19 protein-coding genes and 1 tRNA gene are annotated in these 23,224 nt (G+C 37.2%); 8 read left to right on the forward strand and 12 right to left on the reverse strand.

The features are described 5' to 3' along the window. Positions 1 to 392: 392 nt before the first annotated feature. The 8 genes from L647_RS0107410 (at position 393) to L647_RS1000000125595 (ending at position 12,507) form a co-directional block, all read left to right on the forward strand. Positions 393 to 3,104 (forward strand): endo alpha-1,4 polygalactosaminidase, encoded by a 2,712-nt coding sequence (locus L647_RS0107410; RefSeq protein WP_024610608.1) that lies wholly within the window; start codon positions 393 to 395, stop codon positions 3,102 to 3,104. Further along, positions 3,104 to 6,388: a tetratricopeptide repeat protein gene (locus tag L647_RS0107415; protein ID WP_024610609.1), complete on the forward strand. Its 3,285-nt coding sequence runs from the start codon at positions 3,104 to 3,106 to the stop codon at positions 6,386 to 6,388. Before L647_RS0107410 ends, L647_RS0107415 begins: the two co-directional genes overlap by 1 nt. 14 nt (positions 6,389 to 6,402) lie before the next feature. Next, positions 6,403 to 6,918, forward strand: coding sequence for a hypothetical protein (locus L647_RS0107420; protein WP_024610610.1), 516 nt, complete (start codon positions 6,403 to 6,405; stop codon positions 6,916 to 6,918). Then, positions 6,915 to 8,213: a PelD GGDEF domain-containing protein gene (locus L647_RS0107425; protein ID WP_024610611.1), complete on the forward strand. Its 1,299-nt coding sequence runs from the start codon at positions 6,915 to 6,917 to the stop codon at positions 8,211 to 8,213. Before L647_RS0107420 ends, L647_RS0107425 begins: the two co-directional genes overlap by 4 nt. Next, positions 8,210 to 9,193, forward strand: coding sequence for a hypothetical protein (locus L647_RS0107430; RefSeq protein ID WP_024610612.1), 984 nt, complete (start codon positions 8,210 to 8,212; stop codon positions 9,191 to 9,193). The genes L647_RS0107425 and L647_RS0107430 overlap by 4 nt, the downstream gene beginning before the upstream one ends. After that, positions 9,186 to 10,703: a GT4 family glycosyltransferase PelF gene (pelF, locus tag L647_RS0107435; RefSeq protein WP_024610613.1), complete on the forward strand. Its 1,518-nt coding sequence runs from the start codon at positions 9,186 to 9,188 to the stop codon at positions 10,701 to 10,703. Before L647_RS0107430 ends, pelF begins: the two co-directional genes overlap by 8 nt. After that, positions 10,691 to 12,055, forward strand: a complete 1,365-nt coding sequence (gene pelG, locus L647_RS0107440; protein ID WP_024610614.1) for an exopolysaccharide Pel transporter PelG — start codon at positions 10,691 to 10,693, stop codon at positions 12,053 to 12,055. The genes pelF and pelG overlap by 13 nt, the downstream gene beginning before the upstream one ends. A gap of 290 nt (positions 12,056 to 12,345) precedes the next feature. Beyond that, the gene (locus tag L647_RS1000000125595; RefSeq protein ID WP_081706970.1) at positions 12,346 to 12,507 is read left to right on the forward strand and encodes a transposase; all 162 of its coding nucleotides are present in this window, start codon (positions 12,346 to 12,348) and stop codon (positions 12,505 to 12,507) included. Positions 12,508 to 12,815: 308 nt separating this feature from the next. Here the strand turns inward: L647_RS1000000125595 and L647_RS0107450 are convergent. From L647_RS0107450 to rppH, 12 genes are all read right to left on the reverse strand, one after another. Next, a tRNA-Arg gene (locus L647_RS0107450) sits at positions 12,816 to 12,890 on the reverse strand. Between the two features lie 69 nt (positions 12,891 to 12,959). After that, a complete protein-coding gene (locus L647_RS0107455; protein ID WP_024610615.1) occupies positions 12,960 to 13,637 on the reverse strand; it encodes a FlgO family outer membrane protein in 678 nt (225 codons plus the stop codon). 7 nt (positions 13,638 to 13,644) lie between these two features. Then, the gene (locus L647_RS0107460) at positions 13,645 to 14,343 is read right to left on the reverse strand and encodes a FlgO family outer membrane protein (RefSeq protein ID WP_024610616.1); all 699 of its coding nucleotides are present in this window, start codon (positions 14,341 to 14,343) and stop codon (positions 13,645 to 13,647) included. 13 nt (positions 14,344 to 14,356) lie between these two features. Further along, complete coding sequence (locus tag L647_RS0107465; protein WP_024610617.1) at positions 14,357 to 14,950, reverse strand: FlgO family outer membrane protein; 594 nt, start codon at positions 14,948 to 14,950, stop codon at positions 14,357 to 14,359. Between the two features lie 59 nt (positions 14,951 to 15,009). Next, complete coding sequence (locus L647_RS0107470; RefSeq protein WP_024610618.1) at positions 15,010 to 15,600, reverse strand: SPOR domain-containing protein; 591 nt, start codon at positions 15,598 to 15,600, stop codon at positions 15,010 to 15,012. Positions 15,601 to 15,725: 125 nt separating this feature from the next. Beyond that, on the reverse strand, positions 15,726 to 16,406 hold the full coding sequence (locus tag L647_RS0107475) for an SPOR domain-containing protein (protein WP_024610619.1): 681 nt from the start codon (positions 16,404 to 16,406) through the stop codon (positions 15,726 to 15,728). A 341-nt stretch (positions 16,407 to 16,747) separates the two neighbouring features. After that, on the reverse strand, positions 16,748 to 17,626 hold the full coding sequence (gene galU, locus L647_RS0107480) for a UTP--glucose-1-phosphate uridylyltransferase GalU (protein WP_024610620.1): 879 nt from the start codon (positions 17,624 to 17,626) through the stop codon (positions 16,748 to 16,750). 25 nt (positions 17,627 to 17,651) lie between these two features. Further along, positions 17,652 to 18,503, reverse strand: a complete 852-nt coding sequence (locus L647_RS0107485; protein ID WP_024610621.1) for a thymidylate synthase — start codon at positions 18,501 to 18,503, stop codon at positions 17,652 to 17,654. A gap of 13 nt (positions 18,504 to 18,516) precedes the next feature. Continuing rightward, entirely contained in the window at positions 18,517 to 19,320 is an 804-nt protein-coding gene (gene lgt / locus L647_RS0107490) for a prolipoprotein diacylglyceryl transferase (protein ID WP_024610622.1), read from the reverse strand. 13 nt (positions 19,321 to 19,333) lie between these two features. Continuing rightward, positions 19,334 to 20,143 carry a sulfite exporter TauE/SafE family protein gene (locus tag L647_RS0107495; protein ID WP_024610623.1) on the reverse strand — a complete coding sequence of 270 codons (810 nt, stop codon included), beginning with the start codon at positions 20,141 to 20,143 and terminating at the stop codon, positions 19,334 to 19,336. Between the two features lie 87 nt (positions 20,144 to 20,230). Continuing rightward, positions 20,231 to 22,495 (reverse strand): phosphoenolpyruvate--protein phosphotransferase, encoded by a 2,265-nt coding sequence (ptsP, locus tag L647_RS0107500; RefSeq protein ID WP_024610624.1) that lies wholly within the window; start codon positions 22,493 to 22,495, stop codon positions 20,231 to 20,233. A 30-nt stretch (positions 22,496 to 22,525) separates the two neighbouring features. After that, on the reverse strand, positions 22,526 to 23,044 hold the full coding sequence (gene rppH / locus L647_RS0107505) for an RNA pyrophosphohydrolase (protein WP_024610625.1): 519 nt from the start codon (positions 23,042 to 23,044) through the stop codon (positions 22,526 to 22,528). Between the last annotated feature and the right edge of the window lie 180 nt (positions 23,045 to 23,224).

Consider the following 23,224-nt stretch of genomic DNA (forward strand, 5'->3'; position numbering starts at 1 on the left):
TGCTAAAGTGTTTTAATACTTAAAACATTGCGACCTTAGTCTTAATTAAAGCTACACAGGCAACCCATTAATCCGATATAATTTACTAATATTGAATTGAAAACACTTTAATTTTTTTGATCTTTAGCAAGCAAACCTACGTATTGGCTACGTTTTACCTTTGGTAACTAATATACCACTAGGTATATACATTATTATTTGTCAATAAAAAAGCTATTAAAAACACAACAATTTAACAATTATAATGCAATAAAACACTTGAAAAATTATATGGTTTTTTATTTTTATTAACATATAATAGCACTATATTACTAATACGAATTACCTAGAATTAAAAGCGGAACAGACATCATTTTGAATCGTCTCCTTAAACAAAGTGAAATAAATAATTAATGAAGTATATTTTATATCTTGCGCTTTTAGTCTCTGCCCATGTGCTAGCAAAGCCAATAACTAATAATAGTATTGCCTTTTACTACTCTGAACCTATGCCCCTAGCTGAAATGACCTTTTACTCACGCGTTGTAGTACAACCCGAATCAGTAACCAAATATGAGCTAGATTGGTTTAAGCAACGAGATATTTCTGTTTATGCATATTTAAGTGTAGGTGAATCTTTTGATAAAAGGGAATCTTCTCTTAGTGTTAACCCTAACTGGAATAGTCATATTGCCGATCTAACATCAGAGCAATGGCAACAGCAGCTACAAAGAAACGCAGCTAGTTTACGAGACCGTGGTTTTAGCGGTTTATTTTTAGATACTCTCGATAGTTACCAGCTTTTAGATACAAAACATAATAAACAAGATCAAAAAGCCGGTTTAATATCGATTATCAAAAAATTATCAACAACATTTAATAAACATTTAATACTTAATCGCGGCTTTGAGCTACTACCGCAACTTAAGGGAGTCGCTACAGACTTAGTTGCCGAAGGTTTATATAGCCATTACAGTCCTGTAGACAACAGCTATAAATTAACAACTGAAAACGATCAAACATGGTTAAATTCACAATTGCGTACGGCGCAAAATTTAGGCTTTAAAGTACAGGTAATTGATTACGCAAAACCTGATAAACGTTTAGCTATGGCACAAAAAATAATAGCCGCAGGGTATGCACCTTGGGTAACCGATGGACACTTACAAACATGGGGTACATCAAGCATTAACCCTGTTCCTAGGCGCATATTAATACCGTACAACAGTAATATTAAACCTTTAATTTACACGACGGTACATTTAAAACTCGCAACTATGATTGAGTACTTAGGGTATATTCCTGATTATATTGATGTAGCTAAACGAGATTTACCAATAGTTGATCCGAGCCTACATGCTGGGATTATTTCATGGACTAATAGTGATGAGTTTTACACTCCAACTATTACCAATTGGCTGCAAAGCAACTTAGGTGTTGTGCCTGAGCTGATCATGGGTGAATTGCCACAGTCGACAAAATTGTTACTAAACTTAGGTATTGAGGCACTTAATATATTACCTGAAGGTCCCTATGAACTTAATTATTTTGCCCCGTGGTTAAAAGGTGAAGCAACAACACCTCCAGCAATAATTAAACCTTATTTACTTAAATTAGCACCTAATGCTAGCGCACTTATAAATATAAAAGCAGCTGATGATACCATTATTGTACAAAGTGCTAAAACAAAATACGGTGCCGTGGTTGTAGCCCCTTGGCTTATAGACACCTTACCAATGGAAGGAAGTAAATGGGTTATTGACCCCCGTACACTTTTAACTAAAGCAATGGAACTTCCTCCTATTTTAGTACCCGACACAACAACGCAAAGCGGTCGACGAATGCTAACACTACATATTGATGGTGATGGATTTACAAGTGTTGCGCACTATGCTGGTAAGCCATATTCTGCAGAAGTAATTCGCGATGAAATAATTAAACGTTACAAGCTTCCATTAACGGCATCCGTGATTCAGGCTGATATTGAAAAAAGTGGTTTGCATTCAAAGCAAAGCCCTAAGCTTGAACGTATTGCACGCAGTATTTTTAACTTACCTTATGTAGAAATTGCTTCACATACATATAGCCATCCTTATTTTTGGACTGCATTATCAGGCCTTCGAAAAGTAGATGAAAACGAAATTGATTATGGCTTTCATCTAGATGTACCGGGGTATGACACTATAAGCTTAAAAAAAGAAATTACAGATTCAATAAAGTACATTGATGAGAAGCTCACGCCAAAAAATAAAAAAACAGTCATGATGCTATGGTCTGGCGATGCAACGCCTGGGCCTAAAGCACTTGAGCTAGCTCGTGATGCTGGTGTACTGAACGTTAATGGCGGTAATACTGATGTAAATGCCGATAACCCAAGCCTTACTCATGTATCGCCAATAGGTAGGCCAGAGCGCGATTTGTTATATCAAATCTATACTCCTATATTAAATGAAAATGTATATACAGATTTATGGCATGGACCCTTTTATGGCTTTAAGCGCTTAACTGAAACATTTGAGATCACAGAAAAGCCTTATAGATTAAAACCATATACTATTTATTTTCACTTTTACTCTGGTGAATTACCAGCAGGACTAGATGCTTTAAAACATAATATTGATTACGTGCAAGCAAGACCAAATACACCTGTACATTTAAGTCATTATGCTAAAATAGCAAAAGACTTTTATTTTTCAGCACTGGCCAAAAACAGTGACGGTGAATGGTTATTTAGTTCAAAAGATATCCGCACTTTACGAATTCCTACTGATTTTGATATGCCAAATATTTCCCAAAGCCAAGGTGTATTAGGAGTAACTCAAAAAGGTGATTACGTTCATATTATTGATGACATAGCTCAGCTTAACTTCGACCACAGTAAAAGCACTAATAAACCGTATTTAGCTTCTGCAAATGTTGTTATTGATAATTGGCAAGTAAACGGTGCTGTTAGCTTTAAAGCTTGGGTACCTGCTTCGCTTGATTTAATAAATGCACGTTCTTGTCAGTTTATATCTAATCAAGGAACCCGATTTAAGGGCGTTACACGAGGTAAGTTAACTCATTTTGAAATACCAGCTGGCAACTTTTATGGCTATCTTAACTGCAATGGAGTCGCTCGATAATGAACACTAAAAAGCGTCCTCAGTTAATTTCTTTAAAAACAATATTAGCCGTATTGGCAGTAAGCTGTTTTGCACTATATGCGCTATTTCCTCACACTTTATTTATAGAAGGTGACACTCTTTCACAAGATTACACTTTTGAAAAGTCGTACCTTAATGCTGCGCTAAACACCGACCCTAATAACGAAAAATTGCGTGCTAAATTAGTGGAGTTACATATAGAGCTGAGTGAATACTCAGAAGCAACAAGGGAGCTTGAAAAGCTTCCTAAGAGTGAAAAAAAGTCAGCACTTGAAATAAAGCTACTTTATTCTTTATGGTTAGCGAGTGGTGCAAAAAAAGATGACCATTTTGAAAACCTATCTCTAAAAATTGGCGCATTTAAAAACTGGGATGAGCAAGTACTTACAATAGCTAAAGCAATTGGTTTAAATGCAAAAGTAGCGCAATATTATCAAAAAAACAATAAGCCGCTGCTTGCTGCCAATTACTGGTTAAGCGCGGGCGAACCAGCAAAAGCATTATTAATTTATAAAGCCAACATAAATGCTGATATTGCAACAAAAGCAATTGAAACAGCACTTGGGGCTAATGACTCAGTGCAAGCATATGCATGGTGGAAAGCATACGGTGACCAAAAGGATGTTAAACGTACACTTTATTTAGCTAACTTAGCTGGTAATACCGAAGATGCAGCAAACGCAATTGAAGACTTATTAAAATTAGAACCAAATAGTACTCAGTACCTTACTCAAGCTATGCATTTGCGTTTAGCTAATGGGGATGCAAAAGGTGCTGAGCAATTACTAGCAAAATTACTCGCTAAAAATCCAAACGATAAAGAACTTCATTTACTTAATTGGAAAATTAAACGCTGGCAAAACAAACCAAAAGAAGCATTAAATGAGTTTAAATGGTTGATGGCTAATCATGCTGTAACACCTGCAATGCTTACCGATAGCGTAAATGATGCTACCGCTTTGTATTTATATCAAGATGCCAACGATATATACGCGTATAAAGCTCAAAATAGACAATTAAAAGGTAATGGCTTTGCTAAATGGATGCAAACGAATGAGTTTATTGGTAATGCTAAGCAAGAGCTAAATAACATAAACCGCTTTGAACAAATTAATGGTAAAAGTACTCTGTCGCAATATTGGAAAGCAAAAGTATTACACGATACGGGTAACTTAAAAGATTTAAAAGCACTGTGGCCAAGCTACAAAGGACCTAAAGAAGAAAAAGATTTACTTTGGTTTGCGCGTGCTTTTTGGCTTGAAGATGACTTTAAAACGGCATTATCTATTTTAAAAAATAAACAGCAGAGCACCGACGGCGAGTTTTGGACTGCAAGAGTAGACATGGCACTTCGCGTTCAAGATAAAAAAGAAGAACTTTATGCATTTGAGCAACTAAAAGCGATTAGCACGTTAAGTGTTGGCGATATGCTTCATTATCAGCAATTAAAGTTTGAAGGTAATCCTAAAGGTTTACTTGATTATTTATGGAAACAATCGCCACTTCAATCTAGACAGATCATTAAAATTGCTCTGTTAAGTACACAAATAGATGATGCAGAATCGGTTGCTCGTATTCATGGCGAGCTTGAAAAGCAACGTTATAATAAAGAACTTTACCCTGCGTGGTTAATTCTTTCAAACTGGTATCAAAATCAGAGTGATTTAAATGCGGCTTACACGACCTTAAATCGGGCTGCAAAATTAAGTGAATACAATCCAGATGTAGTGTTAGCACAAGGTTGGTTGGCATTACAAATGCACGACACGGTTATGATACAGCGTATTTTAGACAACTACTCGCAAGGCGAAACCAGTTATTCATGGTCGCAATTACTGGCCAGCTTATCTATTCATGAAAAATCTTATAACAGCGCCTACTTTTACCTGCGTAAATTGGCGATTGCCGATCCGAGCGATTTAACGACACTTGTAAATTTAGCCGATGTAATGCGGTTACTAGGTTATTATGCAAACGCTACCGAGCTTAATCATTACTTATTACAACATTTACCTAAAGATAAATATGCCTACAGGGGATTAATGATCCGCTGGGCTGGCGCTATGGCTATTCCTCATTTGATGCAGTTCAATTCAATGGATGAGCTTGCCCCTGATGCCATTGGTCAACCTGCTGCAAATTGGTGGCTAGCCAGAAGAGCGGCTCAAAAATTAGAACCGTGGCAAAAACTGCAACTGTATATGACTAATGGTGAATTTAATAAAATTAAGCAACTTATTGCTGAAAACACATTAACAGATGCAGACGAGTTAAACGCCCTACTCTATTTAAGGCAGCCTTACGCCACAATGCAACGTTGGTATGAAGAGCTGACCGAAGAGCCTGATGAATCACAATTAAGCCTAGTACGTAATGCGCGTACTTCGTACTTTAGAGCGCTTGAAATTAACTTATCACCAGAGGCTGGTTTAAATAGTAGCCAATACGACATTAATGTTTATTTTCCATATGCGAACGGTCAATGGAAGTTAAGCCTAAGTAACCAAAAAAACTTTAATAACAACGGCTTATTGTTTGCCATTGAAGATAAAATAACGTGGGGTCGTTGGTATTTCGATGCAAAAATAGACTCTCATCAAGGCAGTTTAGCAAGTCGCCAAGGGTTTAGTTTAGACTCTCGTTACCAGTGGGATTCTCGTACGCAAGTTGGATTAAAGCTTGAGCACAACGTAGAGAACCGCCAGTCAGAGGCATTACTTAGCTTTGCGCAACTTAATAAAGCAACAGCCTACGTAAACTACAATATTGATGGCAGACAAAGTGTGCAACTATCAGCTGCGGCAATGTCTTTTTCACGACGTGATGATGGAAGTTCACTTATTAATGGACAAGAATATAACGCTCGGTATCAATACAGTATTTTAAAAGACAGACCAATTTGGACTGCTTATTTTAGTGCGCAATGGCAAGATTTTGAACGTATAAATGCGCTTTTAAATACCGGTAATGACATCCCATTAAATATAGATATTCAGCCTTTTAGACGCTTTGCTTTAGGGTCTTCTTTTGCATCAAATGGCTCGTTAGAACCTCCATATTTAGGTGAAAGCCCTTCATGGTTATTTGATATAAGCACCGGATATCAAACAATAAACGATGATATTGATATGTCGGTTTCAAGTGGCGCTGGGTGGTCTATTTTAGGTGATGATTTATTTAAATTACAGCTGGGTTACCAAAGTAGTAATAAAGTAGGTAACTCAGATACACAATTACAATTAGGATATTACGTACATTTTTAATGTTAGGAGAGAATATGTTTCGCTTAGTTATACCATGTTTAGTTTTACTGCTATCGGCTTGTACTACAAGTAGAGTAGCTGATGATGTAGAGCTTAGTTCGTCAACAACAGTGGCTTTATTACCACTTGTAAATCATGCTCAGACACCGCTTGCAGGTGAACGCGCAGAAGATATTTTAGCCAGTATTTGGCAGCAAAATAAGTTACCAACGCTTATTCGTGCACCACGTAATAACAATAAAGAATTACCACCACTTGACGATCAATACCGTTTAGATAACGCAATGCAATGGTTAAGCACTCAACAAGCTGATTATGTACTTAGCGGCAGTATCGAAGAGTGGCGTTATAAAGCAGGTCTTGATGGCGAACCAGTAGTTGCACTTACTTTATCACTAACCGTAAATGGGCAAACAACTCCAGTATGGACTGGCACTATTGCTAAAAGTGGTTGGGGTCGAGATAGTATTGCAGCAACTGCACAGGATGTAATTGCCGATTTAATTTCTTATATAGAGGTTAGTGAGTGAAAACACATTTCCTTCGTCCAAGAGAAGTTCCTGAGCTACAGATATGGGCTGAGGTATTTATATTTACCGCATTGGCTTTAGGGCTGCCTGTCCTGTTTAATGCTGAGGATCCCTTTTGGACGCAAGGTGGTTTTTCGTGGCCCGTATTAGGACCACTTTTAGTCGCTTTACGTTATGGTTTTTCAAAAGGCTTTATTAGCATATTAGTTTTGCTTGTTGGTCAGCTACTGCTTTTACAAGCGAATGTTTTAGCGTCTCAAAGCGAGTTTAATATTAACGCTATGATTGGCTATATTATTGTAATTATGATTACCGGTGAATTTAGAGATGTATGGGAGCGGACTAATCAGCAACAAAGTATTCAATTAGAATATGTGTCTGATAGGTTAGAAACTTTTACGCGCCAGTATCACTTAATCAGCTCTTCACACGACCGTATTGAACAAATGCTCGCAGGTCATACGCTCAGCTTAAGAGAGTCATTACAAGCAGTAAGAACTTCAATTGGTAAACTAAAAGAAAGACGCCTAGATAGTGCCGCCGACGTAATTATTAATTTATTTGTAGAGTATGGTGCATTAGAAAAAGCGGGATTATACAAGGTTGAAAAAAATAAAATTTTAGAATCCCCTCTTGCTGTTATTGGTAAAATGAATCCGCCGGTAACATCAGACCCTTTAGTAATAGCGATGTTTGAAGAAAAAGAACTTGTGTCAGTTAAAGACTCTAAAGCTTCTTTAGGTATAAGCAATTATCACATAGCAATTCCACTTATTGATGTGAACGATAATATTTACGCTGCTATTTTAGTTGAAAAAATACAGTTTTTTGCACTCAAAGATAACACCCTGACTTTACTTGCTGTTATGGCTGGGCATATTGGTGACTTATTACGCCATGAAATAACCAACCCAGTAATGAATATTGAAGAAACACCTTACTTTACTCAACAAGTAAAACGTGCAAATAAAGAAGCCAAACGTTACAACATTGCTTCTCATTTATTAAAAATTAAAGCAAATAAAATTAGTGAAGAATCTCGTCAACTTATGGACTATTTAACCGAAGCTCGTCGAGGTTTAGATGTTTACTTATACGATAATGAAAAACAAACGTTACTCCTACTCATGCCGATGACTGATGAGTTAGAGAAAAGTGGTTTTATTGCTCGCGTAGATAGCTGGAGCAAGGAACGTACAGGTAAAAACTTAGCCGAGTTAGAGATAATTATAGAACAGCAAATGGCGCTTCCTATTAGTAACGACAATATAAAGAGACTGGTAGCACTTTCATGATAAGAATAATTATTGCGGCTATATGTGGGTGTATATGTGAGTATTTTGCTTTAATAGAAATTCTTGATACACCTGATTGGCTCATTGCTATTTTATTGCATGCATTAGCAAGTCTATTTTTTACTTTTGTTAGTTATATTTTGTTTCCTTTAAAGTATAAAACCACACTCGTTAGCAGTGCCTTATTGTTGTTTTTATTATTATTTACACTCCCTGTTTTTGGTATTATTGGTGTTGTATTTGCTCTTACTTTTGCTTTGTGTAAACCAATTAAAAATGATGAAATTGAAATTGAAGAACATCAAATCCCAGAACTCCCGTTCGAAGCAAGAGTCGTTTCAGCTAATCCAACCTATTCAATTGGTGGTTTAAAAGCGATTTTAAAATATGCCAGCGAACCCAACAAACGCTTGAGTGCTGTAATGGCTGCTCGTCATATGAGTGATATAAAGGCGATTCCTATTTTAAAGCTCGCTCTTAAAGACTTAGAAGATGATATTCGTTTATTGGCCTACTCAACACTTGATGGCAAAGAAACCAAGCTGAATGAAAAAATAGGCTTATACCAACAAGAAATAGCCATAATTACACAACAGCCAAAATTAAGTAATTTACAACAACAACTTGCTGAACTGTATTGGGAATTAAGTTATTTAGGGTTAGCACAAGGTGCTCTACGTACATACGTACTAGAAAAAGCCGAAGCATTATCGCTTGAAAGCATTAAGTATGTAAAAAAGCCAGCTACCTTTGTTTTTTTAGGTCGCCTTTGTTTATCACTAGGTAAATATGAGCAAGCGCTTGAGCATTTAACAAAAGCAACCGAGCTTGGTATGGCACGTCGCCATGTTTTACCATATAAAGCCGAAGTTGCTTTTTGTATGAACAAACTAGATGACTGTAAGCGTTATTTAGAAGAACTTCCTGAGCAAGCTAAAGGGAGCGAATTACGTCATTTACAGGAGTATTGGAATGCCTAAAACAAGCGCCGATATATTACTGGTTTTAGAGGGCACCTACCCTTATGTACGTGGCGGAGTGTCGAGCTGGGTTCATCAAATTATTGAAGGTTTACCTCATTATACTTTTGAGCTTATCTTTTTAGGTGGTGCATCAGAGCATTATGGTGAAATTCAATATACTTTACCTAAAAACGTAACAAAACTACATGTTCATTATTTGGTTGAAAACGATACCTCCGAAATAAAAGCCAAGCATGGTATTAAATATAAAAAAGAACTCTTTGAATTTTGGCAGCAATTACAAAACTATTTTCGTGATTGTAAAGATCCAATTCCAACAGAGCTCCTTAAGTTTGCCTTTGAAAACCTTGCTAAAAAAGAAGGTATAAACGAAGCTGACTTTTTGTATAGTGAGTCATCATGGCAAGTGCTTTCAAAGTATTACTTAACTTATTGTGATGAATCATCGTTTATCGACTTTTTCTGGTCATATCGCAACTTGTATAAACCACTATTTAAAATAGCCGAAATTGCTCGCGGCTTACCAAGTGTTAAACTTATTCACTCAATATCAACTGGCTATGCAGGGCTTTTAGGCGCAGGTGCTAGTGTAATAAGTAATACCCCGTTTTTATTAACCGAACATGGAATTTATACCAAAGAGCGTAAAATAGATCTTATTCAAGCTAGTTGGATTAAAGACTCTGAACAGCGTTTGGGTAAAAATTTAAATACCGAAATGGGCTTTATACGCCGTATGTGGATCAGCTTTTTTGAACAAATTGGTCGAACAACTTATCAAGAAGCCGATAAAATAATTTCTTTATACGACGGAAACCGACAACGACAAATTACAGATGGTGCTACACCAGAGAAAGCATTTGTTGTTCCCAATGGTATTAAAACGTCTCGCTTTACAGATGCACTTGCACAGCGCTCAGACGAAATTCCGCAAACAGTGGGATTAATTGGTCGCGTAGTGCCTATAAAAGATATAAAAACCTTCATACGTGCAATTAAAGAAGTACAGTCTAATATGCCAAACATAGAAGGCTGGATTATAGGTCCTTATGAAGAAGACCCGCAATATTATAAAGAATGCCAATTACTTGTAGGCAGTTTAGATTTAGAAAATAACGTCAAGTTTTTAGGCATGCAAGATATAACTAAAGTACTCCCTAAGTTGGGTCTGGTTGCACTAACGTCTATTTCTGAAGCTCAACCCTTAGTACTGCTAGAAGCAATGGCTGCAGGCGTTCCTGTGCTTGCAAGTGATGTGGGCTCATGTCGAGAAATAATAGAAGGCTCCACCGATGAAGATAAAGCATTGGGTAAAGCCGGTGAAGTTGTATCAATAGCCTCATCTAGCGAAACAGCATTACAAATATCAAATATGCTGATGGACAATGAAAAATGGCGTGAATACCAGGCAAGCGGTCTTAAACGCGTACAAACATTTTATGATGAGAGTCATATGTTTACACGATACGACACTCTTTATAAGGATACAATGTCATGGCCGGAATAGGTTTTGAGATACGTAAAATTCTCAAAAAGAATACCCTGCTTTCAGTATTTGAAGCATATGGTTATGCAGGATTAATAGGTTCTGGTCCTTGGTTATTATCTATAGTCGCTTTAATGCTTATCGGTATTTTAAGTTTAGGCGTAGTGCTGCCAAAAGTACTGATCATTCAATTTTTAACGCTTGTTACCTACATGATGGCAGCATCACTTATTTTAACCGGTGGTTTGCAATTAATGCTCACCCGCTTTATTGCTGATTTATTTTTTAAAAAAGAAGAAGCCAAAGTTCTGCCAAACTTACTTGGCGCTCAACTAATTACCACCATAGGTGCGCTACTTGTTGGCTTAGCTGTTTGGCCATTTTTACCAATACCGGTAGTTACTAAAATAATTATTTTAGGTGCCTTTATTAGCTTATGTAATCAATGGCTTGGTGCAATATTTTTATCTGGAATGAAAGAGTATAGGTTAATTTTAATTACCATGTTAAGCGGATACGCTTTTATGGTATTACTGGCTTACCTACTCAGAGACTGGCAATTGGACGGGTTATTTTTTGCTTTTTTTGCCGGTGAAGCACTACTCTTTTTTAGCTTTTTATTTATGATTATTAGGCGCTACCCAGGCGAAAAACTTATAAGCTTTGATTTTTTACATAATAAAAACGTGTATTACAGCCTATTTTTCTGTGGGTTATTTTATAACATTGGTGTGTGGGCTGATAAAATTATTTTTTGGTACTCACCAAGTACATCTATTCAAATTATTGGCACACTTAGAGCAAGTCCTATTTACGACTTACCAATATTTTTAGCCTATCTGTCTATTATCCCTGGCATGGCTGTATTTTTAGTGAAAATGGAAACCGATTTTGTTGAGCAATACGACCGTTTTTACACAGCAATACGCGGCGGCTCATCACTCGAAGAAATTTACCTTTTAAAAGACAATATGATTCAAACTGCTCGTGGCGGCATATACGATATTTTTAAAATTCAGGGTATTACCGTCGCTTGTTTATTATTGTGGGGAGAGCAAATACTCACCTTTATCGGAATTGACCCAAACTATAAAACGCTTCTATTTATTGACGTTGTTGGTGTAGGCGTGCAAGTAATATTTTTATCTATTTTAAATATTTTATTTTACCTCGATAAACGTTTTACGGTATTAGTATTAGCGGGCATATTTTTAGTCGTTAATGTTGTACTTACCTATATCTCAGTTGCTCTTGGACCACAGTTTTATGGATATGGTTTTGCTTTGGCGACCATTGTAAGCTCAGTAATTGGTTTGTTTTGGCTATCGAGACAATTTGAAAGCTTAGAATACGAAACCTTTATGTTGCAATAACATATGGTAAAGGCTGCACTTTGCAGCCTTTACTACCAAGCTAATCACTCATCAAAGCTTTTAAGCTATTTCCAAATTTCAATTAGGAGATATCCATGAGAAAAATACGTAGTCGTGAGCAATGACGCGGTAATTCCCCCGAAAAAATAATAGATGCCAAGCATAGAATTTTCTCTTATTGTATACACAGGAGAAAATAATGAAAAAAGCATATTTACAGACACTCAGATCTTCGCTATTTTGAAGTAAGCCGATAGCGGTGTGCCACCATATTGAGCTATGCAGCGAATATGATGGGCAACTCAACCTTTTATAAATGGCGCGAAAAATACGGTGGCGTGGATGCCTCTTTAATGACGCGAATGAAAGAGCTTGAAGATGAAAACCGACGTTTAAAGAAAATGTATGTTGATCAAATCCGAGGTCATTTTAGAGGCTATAGTAAAAAGTAGTTAAGGCTTCTGAGCAAAAAATATTAGCATATGAAGTCGTTAGGTAATCCTCCCGAAAAATAGTAGTATTAATATAGTAGTTTCACTTGATGTAAGATACTCAATCTAAATAAGATTAATTATTAGCTTCCGATGCTATAATCACTGACCGTCGGCTATAGCTCAAAGCAGTCTTGAATGTGATTAAATAATTTTATTAAAAAATACGAATAAGCCTTTTGTAATTTCAGCACTAATCAACAATACTGCATATGTGCTACACATAAAGAGCGAGGTTAGGAATTTAAATTGTAAACCATTGATTTTATTGGTAGCCCCTGCAAGAATCGAACTTGCAACTGCCCCTTAGGAGGGGGCCGTTATATCCATTTAACTAAGAGGCCACTAAAGCGGTGTGCTTAATGGGTTGAATTATAACGGCATCTGGTTTTTTATATCAAGTCCAAATGAAGTTAATTGCTTGATAAGTAAATATCTTCTTTATCTAGGACGTATAACGGTATTAATTTTCGGCTACTGGCTGCAATTTGCTTTGTTTTAACGTTTATAACGCGAGTATTAACTATAACTCCGTTATGGCGATAAATTAAAGTGCCTGCCAGTACATGACTTGCCATTTGATCTTCACTCAGCTTTGCAATATCACGCGAAAAAGCGAAGTCACCACGGCTATTAACGTCAATGGTATCTGTGGTTTTAAAATCGACTACGCTGTATCCAAACTTTTGTAATTGATGAATTAACGTTTCTGAAATTTGATTACCTAACTGATTGCTGTTGTTAAGCGATGCATCTAAATCGACTAAAGTAGTTACAGCTATGTTTATGTTAGGCGTATCTTCATCATTTTCTGACTCTAGAGTGTCGACTAAATCAAGTGCCATTTGCTCTACGTAATTAGCTAATGTTTTATGATGTTTGCCTGGAATAAATTGCTTTGATGAATCGTACTCATTTTGTATTTGAGCATTGTGCGCTATTTGTTTTTGCTCATACACTGCGTTCACATCAAAATTAGTGCGTGAATTAGTTGTTTCTACATGCTCATGGTTTTGGGTTTGTGCTATTGAGCAACCGCCCAAGCCTAATAATGTAAAAGCAACAAGGGTATTGGTTAGTTTATAATACATTTTAACCTCACTTACTTGCTTGTTTTAGCATTATGCCATCTGTGCGGTAATTGCTATTGAGTGCATCAACCACTGACTGCGGAATAAAGCCTTGTGCAGTACCCACAACCGCTTTACTTTTTAGACCAACAATACGAGCATTTACTAATACCCCACCCTGATGGCTTACAAGTGTTCCCGCCAATACATAATTAAAGGTTTGATCTTGGTTTAACTCTAAATAATCACGGCTAAATACAAAGTCACCTTCGGGTGATACACGCATATAGTCGGTTGTTTTAAAATCAATAACAGGTACGCCAAAGCTATGTAGTTCGTGCATAAAGCTTTCTGAAATTTGGTTTCCTAGTAAGCTACTTTTAGTGTAGTCATCATCCAAAAATACAAAGCTGGAAACAGCGAGTGGTGTTTTTTCATTTACGTATTGTAAATTTTCAACCATATCTTGCATTATTCCACGCACGTAGTGATTTATATTTTTACGCACTGACGGTGTAGATTTAGTGTAGTTATTTTGTTGAACCAACCCAGATTGAAACAGGTTGTTATTGACGGTTGGTGCTGCAACTTCTCGCTGATTACTAACCAATTGTGTATTTTGGTTACTTTGCTCAACAATTGGCTCGGCTTCTGAGTTAGTTACACCTAATATTTGCGAACAACCAAAGCCTAATGGCAAACATAAAGTAATTAATAGATTTCTCATTTTGTGCTCCTGGTTAGTATTCGCTGCGGTATAAGTAACCGTCGCGCTGCTGAATTTTTTCATCACCCCACATTACATTAATAGGGATCTCAGTACTGCCAGCAGATAACACCTGTTTATTATTTATATTTACTAATCGCGCATTGACGATATAAGCATGTTGTTGTCGTGTAACTGTGCCTGTGACTATCAAGTCAATATTCTGACGTTTGCGTAACTGCGCTAAATCACGACTAAGTACGCTATCTGCATTAGTCGATAAATTTAAGTTATTAGCTAATCGATACTCTACCGTGTTATAGCCAAGCTGCGTCATTTGAGTTAGCAGGCTTTCTTGAATTTGTTGACTTAAACCAGATGCTTGCTCGGTCATAAGCTTAGAGTCGAGTGCATCTGCAAAATAAAAACTGCTTACACCTATTCGTGTATTATTACTTAGCGGCTCTTTTATATGGCTAAGCTGCACAGTTAAGTTATTTATGTAGTCGTTTACTGTATAGGGTGCCATTGCCGCTTTAGGCGCATTGGTGCTCACACTCGGCTCTGGCTGAGGTATTAAACTACAAGCAGCTAAGTTAACTAATAATAAGGGTAATAAAAGGCGCATAGTTGCCATCCTCTTTCAAATATACAGAGAATAAAGCAAGTATTATGCCTAAAAGATAGTTACTGAGGTTGTTGCTCGGTGTAATAACTTACAAAACAATTTATTTTTTGTTTTTTTAATATAGAGCAATCATTTTTTGCGGCGGCTTTTTTTATATAAGCACCTAACTTTAAACGATAAAGGGTGATGTTATTTACAACAATTGGTTCTATATTAACAGGTAGCTCTGCATTTATAATTTTAGGAGCTTTTAATCTTAAAGCAGTAAGCGCACTTTCTAAGCTAGTTTTATTTTTAAATGAAGCAACTTGTATAGCAAACAATGTTTGTTGGCTTTTTAAAATACTCTCTTCATTAAAAATGGTTTCAATGGCATTTTCATAACGTATGTTTCGGGTGTCTATTTGCTCTAAACTTGAAGTAAGCTCAGATACCTTCGCTTCTAGCTGAAGTGGTTTTTCAATCTTTGGTTGCGCGGTTTTCCATTGCTCAGCGGTATTTTGTAGTTGTTCTAAATCTGCTTTATGAATAAGTACTGCAGGTGCTTTAACTTCAGGCTTTTCTTTTTGTTTTACGGTACTACAAGCGCTAAGAGTTAACGCTAAAGTGAACAAAAGCCCAACTTGCTTAAAATCCATTTTTATAGGCATTCACTTTCCCTAAAATTTCCAATTTGAATTGCTGTCAGAAGAATAAACTTAATATTGCCCTAAACAGCTAATTATAAGGAGGGTATTTTATGGATAAAAAAATTATAAGCAAGTTTGGATTTTAATTATAACTTAACTGGTTTATCGGTGTAATTACTTACAATGCAATCCAGTTTATAAAGCTTAAATACTTCACAATCTGCTTTTGCATTTTTTAGGTTTTGATATGAGCCAAGTTTTAATCGGTAATACGTTTTATTGTTAATGTTAGCTGTTTCAACATTAGTCAAAATTTTGTCTCTAAATAAAGGAGCCGCTTGTTTATTTAGGTCGTGCCATGCTTTCACTACGCTTTTTTCAGAGTCGACTGAAGCAACTTGTAATGCAAATACATGTTTAGGTGCGTTTAATTTTACAGTTTGTTTTTTATTGCTATTAGTAGGCTTAATTCTTTGTTGTGGTTTTGTAGTGTTTGTTTCGAGCGGCGTACGGGTGTACTTATTACCGTGTCCCTGCTCAGATTGTGCTAGCGCTTTAGTGTTAATAATATCAATATGATTAACAAGATACGTTATCTCTTTTTCGAGCTTTAAAATGCGCTCAATGCCTAATCTTGCTTGTTGCCATTGCATTGCAGCATCTTTTAATTGCGCAAGCTCTAATGCAGTTATAGATACATACTCTGGTGAATCACTTTGTTCATGCTGCAATGATTTTTCTTCCGGCAGAAGCGTGCACGCCGTACCAAAAAAAAGCATAAGCAAACTAAGTAATAACCCATTGTTATTTTTTTTATATTTCAACATGTGTTCGTTATCCTGAAATCAGTGTGTTTACACTTACATTTCAGTTAAACATTCTTGCAAGGAAGCGTTTAACTTTTAAGTTGTGAGCAATAACACTTAGCTCTTTACAAGCTGATCATATTTAAAACATGATGCAAGCTGTTCCCTCTCTACCTTGAGAACTATACATAATACAAATTTAATGCCAGTTAATATAAACACTACAACATATTTCATAATATGTCTGTATAGATAATAAAACTATTCTATTTTATGCCTAAAACGCCATTAAGAGTTGTTATAACTTAAACATTAAAAAAGGCGCCATATAGGCGCCTTCAATAATTTAAAAAGTAATTAAATTATATTAATGTTTTAATAAACGTTTTAAGTTCGCCTGCAAATTCGTCGCGACGAAGTGCAAATTCGATTGTCGCTTTTAAGTAACCAATTTTGCTGCCACAGTCGTGACTACGACCTTTAATTGCGTATGCATCTACTTTTTCGTGCTGCATTAACATTGCTATTGCATCTGTAAGCTGAATCTCATCGCCCGCACCTTGTGGGGTTTTAGCCAGTAATGGCCAAATATTTTCACTTAATACATAACGACCAACAACTGCTAAGTTTGATGGTGCTTCGTCTACAGGTGGCTTTTCTACCATATTAAAAATTGGTGAGCTTTCACCTTGGCTTAAAGTAACATCGCCTAAATCAACTACACCAAATTTATCAACATCTTCTACTGGTACTGGCTCTACCATTATTTGGCTATGTTTTGTTTCGTTATAACGGCTGATCATTTCAGCTAGGTTGTCTTTTTTAAGGTTACTTTCTACATCATCAATAATTACGTCAGGTAAAATTACAACAAACGGTTCGTTACCAATAATTGGTGCAGCACAGCTAATTGCATGCCCTAAACCTTTTGCTTCACCTTGGCGTACGTGAATTATAGTTACGTCTTTAGGGCAAATAGCTTGCACTTCGGCAAGTAATTGCCGCTTAACACGCTTTTCTAATGTAGCTTCAAGTTCAAAACTTGTATCAAAATGATTTTCGATTGAGTTTTTACTTGAGTGCGTTACAAGTACGATCTCTTTAATACCGGCAGCAACGGCTTCGTTAACTACGTACTGAATTAAAGGACGGTCAACTATTGGTAACATTTCTTTTGGGATTGCTTTTGTGGCTGGCAACATGCGAGTACCAAGCCCTGCTACTGGAATAACTGCTTTCATTATGCTTTCCTTAATTTATTAATTATTATACCGAAAACGGATATTGGATCGGTTCATGGCTTTCATAGCCTATTACTTCAAAGTCGTCTCGTGTAACCCACGTTTCTATGTCGTCTAGCGATTTAATTTTTGGGTTTATTTTTAATTGTGGAGACGTAAACGGCTCTCGTTTTAATTGTACGTCACGCATTAATTCTAACTGATTTTCGTAAATATGCGCGTTTGCAATTTTATGATACGCCTTACCTGCTTTATGCCCTGTAATTTGAGCAACCAACGCGAGTAATACAAAGCATTGAATTTGATTAAAATTCAGCCCTAATGGCACGTCGCAGCTACGCTGATACGACGTTAAATATAATGTATCACCAAGTAGCGAAAAAGTGTGTGTATGCATACACGGGCGCAAGCAACCTAATTCAAACTCACCTGGATTATAGAAGGTAATTATTTCACCGCGATCATCTATGCCATTTTTTAAGTTATTAATTACTTTAGCAAGCTGATCGAGTGTTGAACCATCTGGCCGTTGCCAACCACGTCCTTGCACACCATACACACGGCCCATATCGTCCTCGCCTTTACGGTGAGGATTATTAAGCCATGCGTTGTTATCGTTTGCGTTAGCATCCCACGTTTTACAGCCAATATTACGAAACTGCTCAGCGCTATCGTAACCACGTAAATACCCTAGTAACTCAGCAATGGCAGCTTTGTAGTAGCTTTTTCGGGTCGTGATCATCGGGAACTGGTTGTTAGCTACATCGTATTCTAAATCGGCATTAATAACGGTTAAACAACGCGTACCGGTACGTTTGTTTTCTACCCATTGCCCTTCGTCAACAATGCGCTGACATAATTTTAAATATTGTTTCATAGGTTACTTCTTATTATGCTTTAGCTGTGGTTATTTGTTTAGGTTGCTTATATGCCCAAATTAATAAGCCTAAACCACCTACAATCATTGGCAACGAAAGTATTTGTCCCATTGATATAAAGTCGGCAAATAAACCTAATTGCGCATCAGGTTGGCGGAAGTACTCAATACAGAACCTAAATACGCCATAACCTAATAAAAACACACCTGCTACACTGCCCGCTGGGCGAGGCTTTTTAATAAACCAATGTAGTATCAAAAACAGCACTAAGCCTTCAAAAAATGCTTCGTATAACTGTGATGGATGACGCGCAAGTGGCCCGCCAGTAGGAAATACCATTGCCCATGGCACATCGGTAACTCGGCCCCATAACTCGCCATTTATAAAGTTGCCAATACGCCCTGCTAATAATCCTACAGGTACGAGTGGTGCAACAAAATCGCCAACTTGAAGAAGTGATTTTTTACGCGTCCACGAAAAAATAGCGACGGCAGCTATAACGCCTAATGTTCCACCATGAAACGACATTCCACCTTGGTCTATTCTAAATAAATAAAGTGGGTTTTCTATAAAGTAACTAAACTGGTAAAACAATACATACCCAATACGTCCACCAAGAATAACTCCCAGCATGCTGTAAAATAGGAAGTCGCTCACCTGCTCTTTAGTCCAACCAGAGTTTGGTTTTGACGCTTGGCGATTAGCAAACCACATCGCAAATGCAAAACCTATTAAATACATTAATCCGTACCATCGTACGCTTAGTGGTCCAACTGAAAAAATAATTGGATCGATTTGAGGAAACTCAAGTGACATAAAAAATAAACCTTTAGCTAAAAATCATTTTAATTGCGATAACAACAAGCAATACCGCGAAAACTTTCTTTATTGTATTTACTGGTAAATAGTGCGTTGCTTTAGCCCCTAAAGGTGCGACAAACCACGATGTAATTACAATCCCAAATAATGCGGGAAGATACACAAACCCAACAAAACCGTCTTTAAAATCTGTAACCTGCCAACCAGCACTGATGTACCCAATAGAGCCAAACAGTGCAATTACAATTCCGCATGCTGCAGCGCAACCAATGGCTTTTTTAATATCAACCGAAAAGTGGTTAAGCATAGGCACAATAAGCGCCCCGCCACCAATACCAATTAATCCCGATAGCCCGCCCATTACAGCAGAAATGCCACCTAAAATAGGACCTGCTGGTAACGGTTTTTCTGACACAGCTTTATTACGAGTAGATAGCACCATTCTTGCTGCAATAAAGACAACACTTACTGCAAATACAGTTCGTAATATTTGTTCAGGTATGAGGCTGGCTGCAAAACCACTAATAAGTGCCCCTAAAGCAACACCCGACATAACCCAAGGCGCAATTGCCCAAGGCACGTTATCATTTTTATGATGAGCCAAGGCTGAAGACGTCGAGGTAAATAATATTGAGGCAAGCGATGTTGCAATAGCAATCACTAATACATGATCTACCGAAGTTACATCGAATAAGAGTAGCAAAGCGCTGAGTACTGGGACAATAATTAAACCGCCGCCAATGCCTAATAATCCAGCTAAAAATCCGACAATACAGCCTAGTAGTGCGCAACTTGCGACCAACAGCCCTAAGTCATACATAGTTATCTCTAATACCTATTGGGAATGCATATATTAAAGGATTATTGGCATAATATATAGCACCTCTAAACATTTAGAAGTGCCGAATTATTTAGGTGTATAAAACAAATCACCGAGTTTATGATCTAGCATAAAGTTACGCGTTAAACGCAGTACTTGTTTAGCGGTAGATTGAGCCAAGCATTCAGTAAGTAATTTATCCATATCACTCACTTTTAAACGCCTTAATACCCATTTTATTTTATTGAGTGACGATAAGTTCATACTTAAGCGCCTATAACCCATTGCTATAAGTAAAATAGCACCTTCAGGATCACCGCCAAGCTCACCACACAAACTAAACGGTATTTTGTATTGCTCGCACTCACACGCTATTTTATTTAATACTCTAAGTACACCAGGGTGATATGACGTAAAAAGATCTGCCACTCGCGCATTGGCTCTATCAACCGCTAATAAGTATTGAGTTAAATCGTTACTGCCTACCGAGCAAAAATCGACTTTTTTAGACCATTCTGGGATCATAAATACACTAGAAGGTACTTCAATCATAATGCCTATTGCTGGTTTTTCTATGGTTTTCTCTGGGTATTTTTCACTTAGTTCGTAATAAGCTTGCTCGAACAAAGCGAGCGACTCTTCTACTTCTTCGTAGCCGCTGATCATTGGCAGCATTATTTTTAAATTACCTAAGCCCATATTTGCTTTAAGCATGGCTTTGAGTTGATCTAAAAATAGTTCTGGATGATCAAGACTTATACGAATACCACGCCATCCTAAAAATGGGTTTTCTTCGGTAATATTAAAGTAATCAAGTACTTTATCACCACCTATGTCTAAGGTACGCATAACCACTGGTTTTGGATGGTAGCTTTTTAATACTTCTCGGTACCAGTTTTCTTGCTCTAATTGTGAAGGAAACTGCCCTTTTTGCATAAACCACGCTTCAGTACGATACAGCCCCACGCCATCACAAATATCAACACTACTTTGCTCTGTATTGAGTTCAAGCCCTGCGTTTAATCGTAAGCTAATACGCTCACCATCGAGAGTAACAGCTTCTGAGTTTTGTTCTTCTAAAAAGCGATTATTAAGTAGGTTATCTTGATGTTGTAATCGAGTGTATTCATCGACCAACATTTGCGAAGGCGATATATATAAACGCCCTGCAAATGCATCTAAAATCATTGTTTTATTATTAAACTGCAACAAAGGTAAATCTTCGATACCCCAGATTGCCGGTATACCCATAGCTCGCGTTAAAATTGACGCATGGCTATTTACAGAACCACTAACACTCACTACCCCTGACAAACACCCTTTAGGTACTTCAGCAAGCATAGCGGGCGTTACTGTATTAGCAATAAGAATGGTATTAGGCGGGTAATCTTTAACTGCTCGCTCCGTGTTTACAAGATGGTGTAATACACGCAAGCCAATATCTTTAACATCAACAGCACGTTCTTTTATATATGGGTCTTGCATGGCATTAAATTGTGATATTAAACGCTCTATCACTATTTTTAGAGCGCTTTTAGCACACCAGCCTTCTTGCAATTGCATTTCAACATTATGACCTAAACTTTTAGCATCAAGTAATTGTTGGTATACATCAAATACTGCTAATGCTTCATGCGGTATAGAGTCACTTAGTGTCATTGAAAGGGTATTAAACTCTTTACGAGTGGCGGCAACTGCTTGAGTAAATAAACGTCTTTGCTCTACTACATCACTATCTTTTAAAAGTTCTATTGATTTAAAATCAAGCTTTGGAAGAAGCACAAACGCTTGGCCGATACCAATTCCTGGAGCACTCGATACCCCTTTTAAAACAGACGTTTGATGAGATGATTCATCTTGGCGTAAAACTTCTTTAATCTCAGCATGTGCTAACTGTGAAGCTAGTTGAGCTGAAAGAGTTATTAAAAACGATTCTTCATCTTGGCTAAATACACGCGCCATTTTTTGTTGAACAACAATAACGCCGAGTACTTTTTTTTGATGTACCACGGGCACAGATAAAAAAGCATTGTAGCCTTCTTCATTTACTTCGGGGGAGAGCTTAAAGCGCGGGTGAGATTTAGCAAATGCAATATTAATCGGTTCTTCGCGTTGCGCTACTAAACCAACTAAACCTTCGGTAAAACCTATTCTAAACTTACCTACCGCATCGGGGTTTAGCCCTTCGGTTGCCATAAGTACAAAATTATCTTGGCTATAATCAGCAAAATAAATAGAGCAGCACTGGGTTTTCATGGCATCTTTTACCATTTGCACAAAGCACACTAAAGCATTGTCTAAACTCGCTTGTTGCGATACAGACTCAGCAATAGATCTCAGTGTAGCCAGCATGTCCTGCTCCTTTATTTTGTACTTAGTTTTCTACCTTTTAGTTCGCCAATGATCTTTATGTTGTTCTCTCTTGTTAAAAGGCATGGCGAAAGGTGCAAACTCTTTCATTACACGTCGATAAACATCCCGTTTAAACGATACTACCTGTCTTACAGGATACCAATAACTAACCCAACGCCAATCATCAAATTCTGGATGATGAGTTTTAAGTAAGTTTACATCTTCGTCTTCACAACGTAATTTTAGTAAAAACCATTTTTGTTTTTGCCCAATACACACCGGACTAGAGTCGCGGCGGATTAATCGTTTGGGTAATTTATAGCGTAACCAATGTTTTGAACTTGCGACTATTTCTACATCTTCTGGTCGCAGCCCTACTTCTTCGTGTAATTCACGGTACATAGTTTGTTCCGGCGTTTCACCATCATCAACACCACCTTGGGGAAATTGCCAAGAATGTTGACCATAACGTCTAGCCCAAAATACCTGCCCTTGATTATTGCAAATTACAATTCCGACATTGGCACGAAAACCTTCGGCATCAATCACCTTAGTGCCTCATTTGTAAGTCGATTTTTTATGATTGTTCCACATTACCCGCAATACGGCAAACACTATTATACCCAAGCCACGTTGCGCTTTAAAATTAGGCTTTTCACAAGGGCTTAATATCAAGGTGTTACTTTACAACAATTGCATTCATTTTCGAAATAGTAACAATGCTAATTG

Origin of the sequence: Pseudoalteromonas sp. TB64, from assembly GCF_000498095.1 — a bacterium.
Lineage (GTDB): Bacteria > Pseudomonadota > Gammaproteobacteria > Enterobacterales > Alteromonadaceae > Pseudoalteromonas.

Excerpts from the sequence above, each read along its gene's own strand:
- L647_RS0107470 (WP_024610618.1), bottom strand. The coding sequence starts at position 15,600 with ATGCCTATAAAAATGGATTTTAAGCAAGTTGGGCTTTTGTTCACTTTA.
- L647_RS0107485 (WP_024610621.1), bottom strand. The coding sequence starts at position 18,503 with ATGAAACAATATTTAAAATTATGTCAGCGCATTGTTGACGAAGGGCAA.
- pelG (WP_024610614.1), top strand. The coding sequence starts at position 10,691 with ATGGCCGGAATAGGTTTTGAGATACGTAAAATTCTCAAAAAGAATACC.
- L647_RS0107430 (WP_024610612.1), top strand. The coding sequence starts at position 8,210 with ATGATAAGAATAATTATTGCGGCTATATGTGGGTGTATATGTGAGTAT.
- L647_RS0107410 (WP_024610608.1), top strand. The coding sequence starts at position 393 with ATGAAGTATATTTTATATCTTGCGCTTTTAGTCTCTGCCCATGTGCTA.
- L647_RS0107460 (WP_024610616.1), bottom strand. The coding sequence starts at position 14,343 with ATGAGAAATCTATTAATTACTTTATGTTTGCCATTAGGCTTTGGTTGT.
- ptsP (WP_024610624.1), bottom strand. The coding sequence starts at position 22,495 with ATGCTGGCTACACTGAGATCTATTGCTGAGTCTGTATCGCAACAAGCG.
- L647_RS0107455 (WP_024610615.1), bottom strand. The coding sequence starts at position 13,637 with ATGTATTATAAACTAACCAATACCCTTGTTGCTTTTACATTATTAGGC.
- L647_RS0107465 (WP_024610617.1), bottom strand. The coding sequence starts at position 14,950 with ATGCGCCTTTTATTACCCTTATTATTAGTTAACTTAGCTGCTTGTAGT.
- L647_RS0107475 (WP_024610619.1), bottom strand. The coding sequence starts at position 16,406 with ATGTTGAAATATAAAAAAAATAACAATGGGTTATTACTTAGTTTGCTT.
- L647_RS0107420 (WP_024610610.1), top strand. The coding sequence starts at position 6,403 with ATGTTTCGCTTAGTTATACCATGTTTAGTTTTACTGCTATCGGCTTGT.
- L647_RS0107495 (WP_024610623.1), bottom strand. The coding sequence starts at position 20,143 with ATGTATGACTTAGGGCTGTTGGTCGCAAGTTGCGCACTACTAGGCTGT.
- pelF (WP_024610613.1), top strand. The coding sequence starts at position 9,186 with ATGCCTAAAACAAGCGCCGATATATTACTGGTTTTAGAGGGCACCTAC.
- lgt (WP_024610622.1), bottom strand. The coding sequence starts at position 19,320 with ATGTCACTTGAGTTTCCTCAAATCGATCCAATTATTTTTTCAGTTGGA.
- L647_RS0107415 (WP_024610609.1), top strand. The coding sequence starts at position 3,104 with ATGAACACTAAAAAGCGTCCTCAGTTAATTTCTTTAAAAACAATATTA.
- L647_RS1000000125595 (WP_081706970.1), top strand. The coding sequence starts at position 12,346 with ATGATGGGCAACTCAACCTTTTATAAATGGCGCGAAAAATACGGTGGC.
- galU (WP_024610620.1), bottom strand. The coding sequence starts at position 17,626 with ATGAAAGCAGTTATTCCAGTAGCAGGGCTTGGTACTCGCATGTTGCCA.